This is a genomic window from Corynebacterium ulcerans (assembly GCF_000767685.1).
Lineage (GTDB): Bacteria > Actinomycetota > Actinomycetes > Mycobacteriales > Mycobacteriaceae > Corynebacterium > Corynebacterium ulcerans.
In genome coordinates, this window is the sequence record NZ_CP009622.1 from 1326884 (window position 1) to 1340604 (window position 13721).

15 protein-coding genes are annotated in these 13721 nt (G+C 51.8%); 3 read left to right on the plus strand and 12 right to left on the minus strand.

The window, feature by feature from the left end; all coding sequences use genetic code 11:
* Window positions 1-13: 13 nt before the first annotated feature.
* From carA to pyrR, 4 genes are all read right to left on the minus strand, one after another.
* On the minus strand, window positions 14-1246 hold the full coding sequence (gene carA / locus CULFRC11_RS06010) for a glutamine-hydrolyzing carbamoyl-phosphate synthase small subunit (RefSeq protein ID WP_023635770.1): 1233 nt from the start codon (window positions 1244-1246) through the stop codon (window positions 14-16).
* A 102-nt stretch (window positions 1247-1348) separates the two neighbouring features.
* Window positions 1349-2707 (minus strand): dihydroorotase, encoded by a 1359-nt coding sequence (locus CULFRC11_RS06015; protein WP_023635771.1) that lies wholly within the window; start codon window positions 2705-2707, stop codon window positions 1349-1351.
* A 16-nt stretch (window positions 2708-2723) separates the two neighbouring features.
* Complete coding sequence (locus tag CULFRC11_RS06020) at window positions 2724-3665, minus strand: aspartate carbamoyltransferase catalytic subunit (RefSeq protein ID WP_038620589.1); 942 nt, start codon at window positions 3663-3665, stop codon at window positions 2724-2726.
* A 2-nt stretch (window positions 3666-3667) separates the two neighbouring features.
* Window positions 3668-4240, minus strand: coding sequence for a bifunctional pyr operon transcriptional regulator/uracil phosphoribosyltransferase PyrR (gene pyrR / locus CULFRC11_RS06025; RefSeq protein WP_014525835.1), 573 nt, complete (start codon window positions 4238-4240; stop codon window positions 3668-3670).
* Between the two features lie 580 nt (window positions 4241-4820).
* Here pyrR and CULFRC11_RS06030 point away from each other — a divergent pair.
* Genes CULFRC11_RS06030 through CULFRC11_RS06040 form a run of 3 tightly spaced genes read left to right on the plus strand, consistent with a single transcriptional unit; the run spans window position 4821 to window position 7096 of the window.
* A complete protein-coding gene (locus CULFRC11_RS06030; protein ID WP_023635772.1) occupies window positions 4821-6200 on the plus strand; it encodes a TIGR01777 family oxidoreductase in 1380 nt (459 codons plus the stop codon).
* Window positions 6201-6204: 4 nt separating this feature from the next.
* Window positions 6205-6678: a YbjN domain-containing protein gene (locus CULFRC11_RS06035; protein ID WP_023635773.1), complete on the plus strand. Its 474-nt coding sequence runs from the start codon at window positions 6205-6207 to the stop codon at window positions 6676-6678.
* A complete protein-coding gene (locus tag CULFRC11_RS06040; protein ID WP_023635774.1) occupies window positions 6671-7096 on the plus strand; it encodes a YbjN domain-containing protein in 426 nt (141 codons plus the stop codon). The genes CULFRC11_RS06035 and CULFRC11_RS06040 overlap by 8 nt, the downstream gene beginning before the upstream one ends.
* A gap of 99 nt (window positions 7097-7195) precedes the next feature.
* Here the strand turns inward: CULFRC11_RS06040 and nusB are convergent, their stop codons facing one another.
* The 8 genes from nusB to CULFRC11_RS06080 all read right to left on the minus strand — a co-directional run bounded on the left by nusB (window position 7196) and on the right by CULFRC11_RS06080 (window position 13720).
* Complete coding sequence (gene nusB, locus CULFRC11_RS06045; RefSeq protein ID WP_023635775.1) at window positions 7196-7825, minus strand: transcription antitermination factor NusB; 630 nt, start codon at window positions 7823-7825, stop codon at window positions 7196-7198.
* 8 nt (window positions 7826-7833) lie between these two features.
* Complete coding sequence (efp, locus tag CULFRC11_RS06050; protein WP_023635776.1) at window positions 7834-8397, minus strand: elongation factor P; 564 nt, start codon at window positions 8395-8397, stop codon at window positions 7834-7836.
* A gap of 160 nt (window positions 8398-8557) precedes the next feature.
* Window positions 8558-9652, minus strand: a complete 1095-nt coding sequence (locus CULFRC11_RS06055) for a M24 family metallopeptidase (protein ID WP_023635777.1) — start codon at window positions 9650-9652, stop codon at window positions 8558-8560.
* Window positions 9653-9729: 77 nt separating this feature from the next.
* Window positions 9730-10170, minus strand: coding sequence for a type II 3-dehydroquinate dehydratase (gene aroQ, locus CULFRC11_RS06060; protein WP_023635778.1), 441 nt, complete (start codon window positions 10168-10170; stop codon window positions 9730-9732).
* A 2-nt stretch (window positions 10171-10172) separates the two neighbouring features.
* Window positions 10173-11252 carry a 3-dehydroquinate synthase gene (gene aroB, locus CULFRC11_RS06065; protein ID WP_023635779.1) on the minus strand — a complete coding sequence of 360 codons (1080 nt, stop codon included), beginning with the start codon at window positions 11250-11252 and terminating at the stop codon, window positions 10173-10175.
* 50 nt (window positions 11253-11302) lie between these two features.
* The gene (locus CULFRC11_RS06070) at window positions 11303-11899 is read right to left on the minus strand and encodes a shikimate kinase (RefSeq protein ID WP_023635780.1); all 597 of its coding nucleotides are present in this window, start codon (window positions 11897-11899) and stop codon (window positions 11303-11305) included.
* Between the two features lie 8 nt (window positions 11900-11907).
* Window positions 11908-13122, minus strand: coding sequence for a chorismate synthase (gene aroC, locus CULFRC11_RS06075; protein WP_181878568.1), 1215 nt, complete (start codon window positions 13120-13122; stop codon window positions 11908-11910).
* A gap of 82 nt (window positions 13123-13204) precedes the next feature.
* The gene (locus CULFRC11_RS06080; RefSeq protein ID WP_023635782.1) at window positions 13205-13720 is read right to left on the minus strand and encodes a prepilin peptidase; all 516 of its coding nucleotides are present in this window, start codon (window positions 13718-13720) and stop codon (window positions 13205-13207) included.
* Between the last annotated feature and the right edge of the window lies 1 nt (window position 13721).

Genomic DNA, 13721 nt, shown 5'->3' on the forward strand with positions numbered 1-13721 from the left:
AACCTTCCTGGTTTTAGTTCGCAGTAACAGCGGAGTTGTGGGTGGACATCAGTTCAACAAACTGATCGAACAGCGGGTTTGCATCGTGAGGACCAGCTGCAGCTTCGGGGTGATACTGAACGGAGTAAGCAAGTCCGTTAACCAAGGCGACGCCTTCTACAGTGTCGTCATTAAGGCACGTATGCGTTACGTGTGCATCACCAAACGGAGTTTCAAATGTCTCTCCGGCTTTGCCTTCTAACGCAAAACCATGGTTTTGCGCTGTGATGTCGATTTTCCCCGTGAGGTGGTTGAGGACGGGAACGTTAATCCCTCGGTGCCCGAATTTCATCTTGTAAGTCTTCAGGCCTAAGGCCCGCCCAAGGATCTGGTTGCCAAAACAAATGCCGAATAGTGGGATTTTGCGCTCAAGAATTTCTTGGACGATCCCCACCATAACGTCTGCGGTAGCAGGATCACCAGGACCATTGGAGATAAACACACCATCAGGGTTGTATCCCACAATCTCCTGATATGGGGTGTTGGCTGGAATCACGATTGTCCGTATGCCCCGCGCCGCAAAGTTTCGAGGAGTATTTGTTTTAATGCCCATGTCATAGGCGACCACTGTAAACGTGGTCTCCCCCTCTGCCTCGACCACATACGGTGCATCGGTTGATACTTCACCGGCAAGATCAGCACCAGCCATGCTCGGCTGTCCTTTAACAATCTCTACGAGTTCTTCAGGGCTCCGAGCAGCGTCCTCCCCTGAGAAAATTCCTGCCGAGATCGAGCCAAAATTGCGGAGATGTCGGACAATGGTCCTGGTATCTAGTCCGGAGATTCCGACAATATTCTGAGCCTGCATCTCTTCTTCAAGGCTGCGAGAAGCCCTCCAGTTGGAAACACGGTGAGAAAGATCTCGGATCGCTAGTCCGGCAACCCAGATCTTTTCTCCATAAGACTCACTGTCTTCATCATTCCATCCGGTGTTACCAATGTGAGGTGCCGCGGATACAACGATCTGGCGATGATAGGAAGGATCTGTCATGGTCTCTTGGTAACCAGTCATCGCAGTAGTAAATACGGCTTCGCCAAGCGTGGTCCCTAAAGCACCAAAGGATTGACCTCGGAAGATGCGTCCGTCTGCAAGAACAAGGACGGCTTCGGATCGATTCTGGAACGTCGACGTCACTGTGTCGCCTTTCTTAGCTGTATTTATATCCGCACCGCGATAATCGCGCTGGGGTGAATAAGTTGTGGTCATTTTCCCTTTAAAAATTTTTGGGGAGCATGCTGTAAACCTGCTTACCTCAGGTTTACGTGCTTTGCAGAGCCTGAGGTAACAAATCAGAGAAAACTAAAGTTTCTAGACGAATCGCGGGCTCGCAGGTTGACCATCGATGCAGGTCAATCGGCCGCGCAGGATCGTGGTGGTCACCTTGGCACTAAACTCCATCCCTTCAAAGGGGGTGTTGTCTGCCTTGGAGGCCATATCGCAACCATGCGCAGTCCAAGGGCTATGGGGATTAACCACAGTCAAGTTTGCTGGTTCTCCCACTGCGATAGGCCGTCCATGCCCAGGAAGATGCAGAATCTCTGCAGGCCGCTCACTCATGACCTTTGCGACGAATCTCCAGTCGGCCAGGCCGCTATCCACAAAAATCTGTGCAATGATCGGCAGCGATGTTTCAAGCCCTAGCATTCCCGGCTTCGCGTGCTCAAATTCGCAGCATTTATCCTCAGATCCGTGCGGTGCATGATCTGTGGCAACACAATCGATAAAACCATTCAAAAGCGCATCTCGTAGCGCTAGTGTATCCCGAGCTTCCCGCAGCGGCGGATTGACTCGGTTAACGCCGTCATAGGTGCGCAGGCGCTCGTCGGTAAGCAAAAGATGATGCGGGGTTACTTCCGCAGTCAGCGGAATATCCTGAGATTTTGCCCATTTAAGCAGCTCCACGGTGCCTTCAGTAGAGGCATGGCAGATATGCATTCTGCCGCCGTAATCACGAGCCAGGATAGCATCGCGGGCAACAATGGATTCCTCTGCAACGCGGGGCCAGCCACCAAGACCAAGCTCAGCAGCAATCTTTCCTTCATGGGCCACAGCACCATCGGTCAAACGAGGATCCTCGCAATGTTGGGCTAAGAGAACGTCCATTCCCTTGGCGTATTCCACGGCCCTACGCATGATAAGCGGGTTATCAACGCATTTTCCATCGTCCGAGAACATGCGAACCTTGGCATCTGAATTTGCCATCATGCCAAACTCAGTGAGCTCTTTACCTTGGAGTCCTTTTGTTATTGACCCAACAGGATGGACGTCGCATAAACCGATCTGTTGCGACTTAGCCCATACTGATTCGGCGATAATCGGCTGATCCAACACCGGAAGAGTATTGGCCATAGTAAAAACTGCGGTAAAGCCGCCTTTAGCTGCTGCTGCGGAACCGGTCGCAATCGTTTCTGTGTCTTCGCGCCCTGGTTCACGTAGATGAACGTGCATATCCACAAGGCCTGGCAGAAGAATATTGCCTTCTCCATCGACAACGTCATCTGCGGAGTGCTTATGTGCGTCATCCCCTATAGCTGTGATCATGCCATGAGAGATAAATACGCTGGTCGGTTCGCCCTCACCATAGGGGCGAACATTGGTGAGTAGAAGAGTACGCTCTGGGGCAGGAGCAAGTTGTCCAGTCTCTGGGTAGTCGTTAGGGGTAGTCACTTCGAGCCAAACTCCTTTAGAAACCGGGGGTATTTGTACCGGCAATGAGGGTAAACAGAACTGCCATGCGAGTGTGCACACCGTTATTTACTTGCTGAAGCACCGCTGTGCGGGGGGCATCAGCAACGGCGTAGTTATTTTCCATGCCTCGCAGCATTGGTCCGGGGTGCATAACAATTGCGTGATCTTGCAACCGTGACTCACGTTCCTTAGACATGCCATACAAGGCTGCGTATTCGCGATGCGACGGGAAAAATCCGCCATGCATACGCTCCTGCTGCACGCGGAGCATCATCACCACATCCGCGTCTTTAATCTCGTCGTCCATGGTGTACGAGCAACGAACGGGCCATTGCTCTATACCCGAGGGCAGTAGCGTCGGAGGTGCAACAAGCACCACTTCTGCCCCCAAGCAGGTGAGCAGGTCTACGTTAGAACGAACAACACGTGAGTGAAGGCAATCCCCCACAATGACAATTTTGCGCCCTTCAATGTTTCCGAGTCGCTGCCGAATCGTGAGGGCGTCGAGAAGCGCCTGCGTGGGGTGTTGGTGAGAACCGTCGCCGGCATTAATAACGCTGGGTCCTTGTCCCTCCGGCGCAACCCACTGCGCCAATTGTTGGGCTGCACCGGAAGAAGGGTGCCGGATGATGATGGCGTCACGCCCGATAGCGGACAGCGTCAAGCCGGTGTCCTTGAGAGACTCCCCCTTTTTCACGGAAGAAGAACTAGCGGAAATGTTAATAACATCAGCGCTCATCCATTTTCCAGCGGTTTCAAAAGAAGAACGAGTTCTCGTAGAGTTCTCATAGAACAACGTGAAGATAGTCCGACCACGAAGAGTAGGAAGCTTTTTAATCTCACGGCCAGTGAGTGCTTCGCGGAAGCGGTCAGCCTCATCCATAATTCCGAGAATTTCGTCTTTGCTGAGATCTGAGATAGACAGAAGGTGCTTCATGGCTAGGCCTCCGATGCTTCACGAGTCAGGATGACAGCGTCTCGGCCATCAATTGCCTCGACCAGGACTTTCACGTCTTCTTCACGAGAAGTTGGAAGGTTTTTGCCTACATAATCAGCACGAATAGGCAGTTGACGATGTCCACGATCAACGAGAACAGCTAATTGGATGGTCTCTGGACGTCCAATGTCGCGAAGAGCGTCTAATGCGGCACGGATGGTACGGCCTGAATAGAGAACATCATCAACAATAATGATGTGCGTACCGTCAATTCCCCCCTGAGGAATCAGAGTCGGTTGTAACGCACGGTGGGGTTTTGTCCGCAGGTCATCCCGGTACAACGTAATGTCCAAAGATCCTACGGGAACAGCGACACCGGCAAATTCAGAAATCTTCGCAGCCAAGTGGTGCGCTAAAGGAACACCTCCGGACGGAATGCCCAGCAGTATTACCGGTAAAGAGCTCTCAGAATCAAGAGCCGTTTTTTCAATGATCTGGTGCGCGATGCGTGCGACAGTTCGAGAGACATCGTCGCTGCCAAGCAGCTCGATAATCCCTTGCGAGTTTTCGCTCATCGTGACCTCCTTTCCCGCCTCTCTGTGCGGTCTGTTAAAGGATGTCGAACATATATATTTATAAGCTCACAAGCCATCTCTTTCACTCACGGGATTCTCCATAGAGAGTCCATGAGCAATATGTGATGTCCGGCGAAAACACGGCGCGAAACCGTGACTGCAAGAGATAGTAGCACTTAATTTCCCGATCCGATACCAAGGCTGCACATTTGTCTATATCCAAATGATGGAGATATCCCCCTTAAGCTGAACAGTATCCAGAAAAGTCGAGTTCACAAGCATCACAGTGCAGTTTTCCCACGCACCCCAGAACCCCTCCTAGAGCATAGAATTTTAAGCGCTATACATACTAGTTTTTTAGACAAAATAAAATCACCCGCTACTCTAGGATGCAGAAATCTAGGGAAGTTATAGCTATTTACAATCCCGTACAGCCACTCAACACATAACGAGATCTTTAAACAGTACGCCCCTCCAATCCCCACACAGTACCCACTTAACGGATACACTCGTTCAAGTATTGCCCTAGGATGCTGACCTAACGATATAGCTGTACCCCATGCCATGTTTAAGGAGTCCCATGAGCTTTAGCACCACCCACGTGGTCCCAGCTTCCCGCAATGATGTTTGGACATGGCATACTCGACCAGGCGCTATTGCACGTCTTACTCCCCCTTTCTTTCCACTGACCCCCACACAAGAGACCCCCGATTTAGCAGCAGGAACGACTGTTTTTTCCCTTCCTGCAGGACTCCGATGGGAAGCCCGGCATGACTTATCGGGGTACGTCAAAGGGTACAGATTCACTAATGTATGCGTAACGTCTCCGATTAAAGCCCTAGCTCATTGGCGGCACGTACACGAGTTTTCCGACCATACAGACGGCACAGCGATCACGGATACGGTATACACCCGCGCCCCCAGATCTACGCTCGCCCCTTTCTTTGCTTATCGCCAGCAACAGCTAATTCAGGACATTGCAGCGAGCCAAAGATTTACAGAGATACAACGGTACAATTCAGGTGCTACGACCGCTTTAACCGTAGCCATGACCGGTTCTCGCGGCTTAGTAGGCAAAGCACTTCGCGCTCAACTGACGTCTTTAGGGCACACGGTCATTCCGCTTGTTCGCTCGCATGCATCTGACGGCGAACGTCTATGGGATCCTCTAAACCCCAGTAGCAATCTCCTTGAGGGGGTGGATGCCCTAGTGCACCTCGCAGGTGAGCCAATAGCCGGACGATTCACGGATTCTCACAAAAAAGCGATTCGCGATTCCCGTGTCGAGCCATCTCAACATCTTGCCGCGTTGGTTGCCAAGAGTTCTACCTGCCACATCCTTATACAAGCGTCCTCTATAGGTTTTTATGGAGTCCAACGCGAAGATGAAGTGCTGGATGAGAGCTCATCCGTAGGATCCGGTTTCCTCGCAGACGTTGTTCAGGATTGGGAGCTTGCCAGCGCAGCAGTTGCAGCAGCCGGTAAGCGCGCAGTCTATCTACGTACGGGAGCAACTCTGAGCGGTCGCGGTGGAGTACTTCCCGTGCTTAAGACTCTTTTCTCTGTGGGCTTAGGGGGTTCTTTTGAAGGTGGCGCCCCGTGGGTCTCGTGGATCTCCATAGATGACCTGTGCGATCTTTATGTGAGAGCGCTAGTCGACCCCTCCATGTCTGGCCCCATCAACGCTGTTGCACCTAACCCTATTCGTAACCAGGATTTTGCCAAAGCCCTGGGAGCTCAGCTCAAACGTCCATCCAAGTTTCCTATTCCATCGATCGGCCCCAAACTGATTCTGGGTACTCAGGGAGCGGAAGAAGTTGCTTTTGCTAATCAACGAGTCTCCCCCTTCCGGATGCTCCAGATCGATCACGCATTCCGCTACCTACACGTTGATGCCTGCCTAGCACATGAATTAGGCGGGGAACATCTAGCTGATGATCCCGATACCACCGCAAGGTAACAGCATGAATACTTCTCATACCACCCCGACAACGGAGCACGACCGACTCGACGTCGGCCCACTCAGCCTTGACGTACTAGAGACCGTCCTTATCCAAGAAAACCTCCACTATGTGCGGGATGAAGACATGCTGCACACCGGCTTTATCAATAATTCCATCAGCCTTGCTATCTCCGATGGTTATCTTCTGACGCGAAGCCACTGGCGTGCGCTTGTTCCAGCTGATCAAGCTTCCCAGCTATTAGCACACGTTAACGAGTGGAATCTCACTACGCTGCTGCCGACAGTAAAATTCTATGAGACGCCCGAGCGCAACCTACAGGTCATTTCCCACCGAGTGTTGCGAGTGGCCGAGGGAGCTAGTTTCAACCAGGTCGGTGCTTTCTTGGTGTCCACCATCGATGCTTTCGTTGGTTTATGGAACCACTTTGATGTTGCTTTCCCGCACCTCGTCAGTTGGGAGAATCCTGATGTCTAAGCCGCTAGCTATAAATCTGGATCGAGTGACTGCGGCGATGTCCACGTTTGGGATCACGTTGCGAGTTATTGATCCACAACGAGGAATCGCAATGGCAAATCTTAACGGCGCAGAATTTGTTTTCATGGCGCTGCCCTCGACCCTCGTCATACGCTCCGACCGGGCGTGTCCATCCGGTGCGATCTCCGGCTTATGCATCGCTGCCAATAGCGTTAATAATTCAACAGTAGTGGGTTCGGTGACCATTGTAGACAGAACAACCCCGCCGCTTCTTCGAGCAGAGGTAGAGAACCCATGTGCAGCCGGATTGACAGATAAGCAGCTAGGCGCAGCCCTAGAGACATCAATCAATATAATTTTTAAGCTTTTCGACGCCTTTGACATGGCCACTAGCTCACTCACAGAAGCAGCACCTTAAAAAATAATAAGACCAAGGCCGCTATCCCTCTCAACGATGGGAACGGCTTTGGTCTTTGACGGCACTTTCCGGCGTATTTTATATACGCTACTCCGGAGTTTATTCAGGAACGATACGATCCTCGTCGGCTGTTTTTACTGAAGAATCCTCTACCGTAACTTCCATGGTTTCGTCCGCTGATTCTGGTTGTTCCAACGGCTCTTCCACAGGTGTTTCAGTAGGCTCAGCACGATGCTTTTCAATACTCTGCGCGATGCTATCGAGCAGAGCGTTGACATAAGCAGGTGCCACGTCAGTTGAGTACTGACTTACCAGTTCCACGCCTTCAACAACCGCAGTAGCAACAGGGACGTCTTCATTGAAGATGAGTTCCCATACCGCGACGCGCAAAATAGCTCGATCAACAGCAGAAATTCGCTCAAGTTCCCAGTTCTCAGCTAGGTTCGCAGCGATAAGTCCGTCGATACGATCAAGTTCCTGGGCAGCGCCCGCTACGATTTCTTTTGTATAAGCAGCAACGGGAGCGACCCCAAGATCCTGGTGATAGGACAGAGAAATTCGATCTTCTACGATCGCTACTGGGTCTACGTCTCGAACTTCGGCTTCATAAAGAACTTCCGCTGCACGACGCCGCGCCTTATACCGGGAACCATGGCGCTTACGCCCACGTACTCGTGAGGACTCCGAGGCCTTCCCAGCCTCGGAGTTTTTCGTTTCAGATTCGCTCATACCCACAACTAGTTATTAACACGAGACAAGTAGGAGCCGTCACGCGTATCAACTTTGACTACGTTTCCGGTCTCGATGAACAAAGGAACCTGAATCTCTGCGCCAGTTTCCAAGGTAGCAGGCTTGGTTCCACCGGTAGAGCGGTCTCCCTGCAGGCCTGGATCAGTGTGCTCGACGCGAAGATCAACGGACACAGGAAGCTCTGCGAACAGTGGCTCTCCCTCATGGAAAGAGACCTGGACCGAAGTGTTCTCCAAGAGGAAACGGGCGGCCTCACCCATGATGTGAGGAGCAAGTTCTACCTGCTCATAGTTCTTTTCATCCATGACCACGTAGCTGGTGCCGTCATTGTAGAGGTATGTCATGTCACGGCGGTCAACCGTGGCGGTCTCTACCTTCACACCAGCATTGAAGGTTTTATCCGTGACCTTGCCCGAAACAACGTCCTTCAGCTTGGTACGAACAAACGCAGGACCTTTACCTGGCTTGACGTGCTGGAATTCGATAATCTGCTGCAGTTTATTATCGATCTTAAGTACAAGACCGTTCTTGAAATCAGCGGTGGTTGCCACGCTTAGAACTTCTTTCTGTGGTTGGAAAGCCTAGTGCTGTCAATAGCCTACCAAGGGTACACCATGAAACCTGATGTAATCATAACGAGGGTGCCCTTAACATTTAAGAATGAAACACTAACGCCCTATGTAGACCAGCACATGACTGTGTATTTTCGTTTTACGGGAGAATCAACAGATCTTTGGACAGCTTGGTCAGATTTTCAGCGCCACCATGCTTAATGATGAGGGAATCTTCAATCCGTACCCCGCCTTGACCTGGGACATAAATGCCAGGCTCAATAGTCAATGTCATGTTCTCTTCAAGCACGCCGGTACCGGTCTGTGCTGCAGAAGGTGCTTCGTGTACATCTAGACCAAGCCCATGCCCCGTGGAATGAACAAAAAAATCACCGTAGCCAGCTTTTTCGATCACAGCTCGGCAAGCACGGTCTACCTCCACTAGCTCTACGCCGGGCACAGCAGCAGCGCAGCCAGCCAATTGAGCTTCTAGCACGATGCCATAAATCTCTTGCGCAAAATCCGTCGCGTGCCCCACCATAACGGTGCGAGTGGTATCAGAGTTATAGCCATGAGCATGGGCTCCAAAGTCAATCGTGACGATGTCCCCTGCCTGGATAACCCGAGAGCCAGCTCCATGATGTGGCTTAGCGGAGTTAGGCCCGGAAGCCACGATTGAGTCAAAGCTGGGACGCTCTGAGCCCTTACGCCTCATCCGGTATTCCAAGTCTGCTGCGACCTCCATTTCTGTACGGCCCGCTGCGATCTCGCCGGCGTCGATAAGCTCTTGAAACGCCGAGTTAGCAATATCTGCGACTTCACGGAGCCGATCAAGCTCATGTGGGTCCTTGCGCAATCGTATATTTTCGATCACTCCGGAAACCGGAACTAGCGTGATGTCGTCGCCACAATTTTTTTGCAGCGCCTCTTTGTGAGCATAGGAAACATAGTCGGCCTCAAATCCAATTCGACGCGGACCGTCAACCTGAGCTAGCAGCTCTTGAGCTGAATTACGCTTGATCAAAGCCTCAATATCAGGGACTTCCTCCGCTACCTGCGTGGTATAACGGCCATCCGTGCATATACGAGCAGACAGGTCCTTGTTGATAAGGAGGGCAGCGTTGGAACCCGAGAATCCGGATAAATACCTCACGTGTGTGAGGTGCGTAATCAACATGGAATCGATACGCTGACTGGCTAGCTCAGCAGCCAGTGCTCTACGACGCGTCTCAAATCGTGTGTCGTGCAAAGCCATTTCTGTTCTCCATCTGAAATTGATCTTTAGACAATTCGTGCTTTTAAGTGCTCCGTAACGCCTCACTCTTGTGTAGTTCAAGAATGGCTATTGGCCACCAAATACTCAAGGGCTAGCTCATATCCCATCACGCCTAAACCAGCTATGACTCCTCGCGCAATAGGAGAAAGGAAACTGTGATGGCGGAATTCCTCTCGCGCATGGATGTTAGAGATATGCACCTCTACAAAACCCGCCCCCTCATGGACTTCTGCGAGAGCATCACGAAGCGCCACTGAGGTATGCGTCAATCCACCAGGATTAATAATCACAGGCCAGCCAGCATCCGCAGCCTCGTGCACCCACTCTATGAGTTCTCCCTCATGGTTGGATTGTTTAACGGCAACTGTCACACCCAACGCGGCTGCCCGCTCCACGAGCGATTTTTCTACGTCCGCTAACGTGGTCCGGCCATAGACTTCCGGCTGCCGTTTGCCCAACCGGTCAAGATTGGGGCCGTTAAGAACCAGAATATTCATGGCTACGCACTCCTTGTGTTCAGAGTCTCATATGCAGCAATCAGTTCGGCTTTTTCTGCATCTTCTATGCGAGTAGTCTCCCCCGCTCCGGTCAAGGCAACAAACCGGATACGACCATCTCGATTCTTCTTATCTCGCAGCATGGCTTGATAGAGCTCATCAAAATATCCTTCTGGATAAGCTGTAGGTAGCCCTACGGAGCTAAGGATATTTTTATGGCGCAGGTATAGCTCATCCGTGATCAAGCCTCGATTACGAGCCAGTGCTGCCACAAACATCATTCCCACAGCCACAGCATTGCCGTGCCGCCATTCAAAATTTTCTTTTAGCTCTACTGCATGGCCAAAGGTATGCCCGTAATTGAGAGTCTCCCGCAAGCCTGCTTCCTTCAAATCTGAAGCGACTACACGAGCTTTTACGGCCACAGACCTAGCAATAAGTTCAGGAAGATATCCTTCCACGCTGAAACAGGCTTCCGGATCCTCCTCATAGAGCGAGAGGATCCTAGTATCCGCGATAAATCCTGTCTTAATGATCTCTGCTGATCCCGAGATTTTTTCTTGATCCGGCAGCGTGGCGATCATGTCTAGGTCAATAAAAACACCAGAAGGCTCATGAAACGCGCCCACGAGGTTCTTTCCCACTGCCGTGTTAATCCCGGTCTTTCCCCCCACGGCAGCATCCACCATTGATAAGAGTGTGGTCGGCACCTGTATCACTGCAATCCCACGCATCCAGCATGCCGCGACAAAACCTGCAAGGTCAGTCACGGCTCCACCACCAAGACCGATAATGACGTCTTTACGCCCAAAGGTCTTCCTCCCCAACGTATCCCAGCAATCCCCGGCCACGGTTAGGGTTTTTCCATCTTCAGCATCGGGAACAGTAATGATTGTTACTTCTTGTCCCTGAGATTCAATGGCTCGCGCTAGTTCTTTAGCCGCATCGCTCATCACTGGTTGGGTGATAATAGCAGCCTGCACTGCCCCCACTTCTTTCACGCGCTTGGCAACGTCTTCAAAAAGACTATGCCCTATCGTTACTTTGTATGGTGCTGCCCCATTGACTTCAATCGTTTGCATATTTTCCCGTCTTATACTGCGCGAAAAGGAAAGCGTGAATAGCTTCTGTATTAATGCTCTTTGATGGACTCTAAATAACCCAGTATGTCTGCAACTACTCGTTGCGGGCCTCTTCCCGTGGTGTTAGAGCGATGCCGCGATACTTCCCGGTACAGCGAACGACGAGACTCGACGAGCTCACGATAATGTGCGATAGGATCCTGCGATTGAAGAATCGGCCTGGAGTTATCTGCACCTGTTCGCTTAGCTCCTTCCTCCGGGTTCACATCTATCCATATCACGGTGTGCCCGAGCAATAAGCTCCGCGTGAGTGGGCTTAAGACTGCGCCTCCACCCAAACTGACTACGCCGGAGGTGCCGAGGGCTTCTCGTACTTTGTCCTCTTCGAGTTTTCTAAATTCAGGCTCGCCCATCTGGCTAAAGATCACACCACACGGTTGCCCAGCGGACTGCTCTATCAATACGTCAGTATCCACAAAAGTAGTGTGTAGTGCGTTAGCCAGTCGCTTCCCCACTGTGGTTTTCCCCGCACCTGGTGGTCCTACAAGCACTACTAAAGGACGCACCCTGGAAATAGGCTGCTCCACGGTGCCTTCCTCAAGGTCTTTCATCGCAGAGTCATCAGGAATCTTAGTCTGATCAAGCATTTCCCCTCTTAGCTTTCTACACCAAAGCACAGTCGGTTCTGTACGTACTCTAAATAAGAATTCACATTCCGTTTAGTTTCCGCAACTGAGTCTCCGCCAAACTTCTCCAACGCGGCACGAGCCAATACCAATGCCACCATCGACTCCGCGACTACGCCAGCTGCAGGAACAGCACAGACATCCGAGCGTTGATGTATTCCTGTCGCAGGTTTTCCATCCGCCATATCTATAGTTTTCAGAGCACGAGGAACTGTTGATATCGGCTTCATAGCTGCACGCAAACGCAGGGTTTCTCCGTTGGTCATACCACCTTCCAGACCGCCTGCTCGATTGCTCAGACGCTGAATACCATCGGCTGTACGCACAATCTCATCGTGAGCTTCAGAACCTCTACGACGTGCCTCTTCAAAGCCATCACCGACCTCAACCCCTTTAATGGCTTGAATACTCATCAACGCAGCTGCCAGTTGTGCATCAAGACGATTGTCACCAGAGATATGCGAGCCTAATCCAATGGGGAGGCCAGAAACCACTACTTCGACGATTCCGCCGAGCGTATCCCCTTGCTTCTTCGCTTGCTCGATCTCGCTCACCATCGAGGCTTCTGATGCCGCATCTGCTGCACGCACTGGCGACGCATCGATTCTGTCGAGGTCTTCCACTGCAGGCAGCGGTCCCTCATATGGCTCAGAGCGCCCGATAGAAACGACATAAGATAACACGTCTACATTGAACACTTCGCGCAAGAACGCTCGAGCTACGGTTCCTGCAGCTACCCGTGCAGCGGTCTCCCGAGCAGATGACCGTTCAAGAACTGGTCGTGCCTCATCAAAACCGTATTTGATCATGCCAGAAAAATCAGCGTGACCTGGGCGAGGACGAGTCAGCCGAGCGCCACGACCAGAGTTCATCGCATCAGTGGCTTCTTGATCATGGGGATCCAATGGGTCGGCAGACATAATGGCAGTCCATTTAGGCCATTCAGTGTTACCGATCATGATAGCGATCGGGCTCCCCAGGGTCTTACCATGCCGGACTCCGCCAAGAATCGTGACCTCGTCGGCTTCAAATTTCATCCGAGCACCTCGCCCGTATCCGAGCCGGCGCCGCGCGAGTTGAGCAGAAATGTCTTCTCTAGAAAGAGAGACACCAGCGGGCATATTCTCAAGCATGGCAACGAGCGCCTGGCCGTGAGATTCTCCTGAAGTAGTCCAACGAAGCATGGTTCGCATTATGACATGAAGGTATGACATTAGCCCTCTTTCGGTGCCCAAAATGACGCCTATCCCGCCTCATGAGACACCTTTAGGGGGTAACCATATAGGAGAAAGCCGTGGCCAGGAGCATTGCCGGTCCATGTGGGATACGTACTGCGCACTGTTGGACAGAGTCTTCGATGCCATGGCCTTTTACCTGCACACTGCGCGGCTTTCGGTACAAGCGCATAATGACCCCTGTAAATAGAGTAACCAGCTGAGCCGTTATCATCGCGCATACTACGGCTAGCGGCGAATGCATGGCAGCAATGGCGCCGGTAGTAAGTGCTAATTTAATGTCCCCGCCGCCTATGACACCTTGCAGGTTTAGCCCTAATAGAAAATACATCCCTGCCCACACCATTCCGCCCACTAACCAGCCCGGTTGCCCAACCACCACGGATCCCACAACAATTCCTATAGCCACGGGAATAGTGAGTACGTCCGGTAGCGTGCGATGCCGCACATCGTAGAGGCACAGACCGCCTGCCCATGCCGCGACAACGAGCACTAGCGCTGCGTCAGCATATTCTTCCAGCATTAATACGTTATATTGCTCCCCCATG

What these genes read in the sequence shown, in the direction of transcription:
- carA (WP_023635770.1), bottom strand. Translation starts at nt 1,246, where the DNA reads ATGACCACAACTTATTCACCCCAGCGCGATTATCGCGGTGCGGATATA.
- CULFRC11_RS06020 (WP_038620589.1), bottom strand. Translation starts at nt 3,665, where the DNA reads ATGAAGCACCTTCTGTCTATCTCAGATCTCAGCAAAGACGAAATTCTC.
- pyrR (WP_014525835.1), bottom strand. Translation starts at nt 4,240, where the DNA reads ATGAGCGAAAACTCGCAAGGGATTATCGAGCTGCTTGGCAGCGACGAT.
- CULFRC11_RS06030 (WP_023635772.1), top strand. Translation starts at nt 4,821, where the DNA reads ATGAGCTTTAGCACCACCCACGTGGTCCCAGCTTCCCGCAATGATGTT.
- CULFRC11_RS06035 (WP_023635773.1), top strand. Translation starts at nt 6,205, where the DNA reads ATGAATACTTCTCATACCACCCCGACAACGGAGCACGACCGACTCGAC.
- CULFRC11_RS06040 (WP_023635774.1), top strand. Translation starts at nt 6,671, where the DNA reads ATGTCTAAGCCGCTAGCTATAAATCTGGATCGAGTGACTGCGGCGATG.
- nusB (WP_023635775.1), bottom strand. Translation starts at nt 7,825, where the DNA reads ATGAGCGAATCTGAAACGAAAAACTCCGAGGCTGGGAAGGCCTCGGAG.
- CULFRC11_RS06055 (WP_023635777.1), bottom strand. Translation starts at nt 9,652, where the DNA reads ATGGCTTTGCACGACACACGATTTGAGACGCGTCGTAGAGCACTGGCT.
- aroQ (WP_023635778.1), bottom strand. Translation starts at nt 10,170, where the DNA reads ATGAATATTCTGGTTCTTAACGGCCCCAATCTTGACCGGTTGGGCAAA.
- aroB (WP_023635779.1), bottom strand. Translation starts at nt 11,252, where the DNA reads ATGCAAACGATTGAAGTCAATGGGGCAGCACCATACAAAGTAACGATA.
- CULFRC11_RS06070 (WP_023635780.1), bottom strand. Translation starts at nt 11,899, where the DNA reads ATGCTTGATCAGACTAAGATTCCTGATGACTCTGCGATGAAAGACCTT.
- aroC (WP_181878568.1), bottom strand. Translation starts at nt 13,122, where the DNA reads ATGCTTCGTTGGACTACTTCAGGAGAATCTCACGGCCAGGCGCTCGTT.
- CULFRC11_RS06080 (WP_023635782.1), bottom strand. Translation starts at nt 13,720, where the DNA reads ATGGGGGAGCAATATAACGTATTAATGCTGGAAGAATATGCTGACGCA.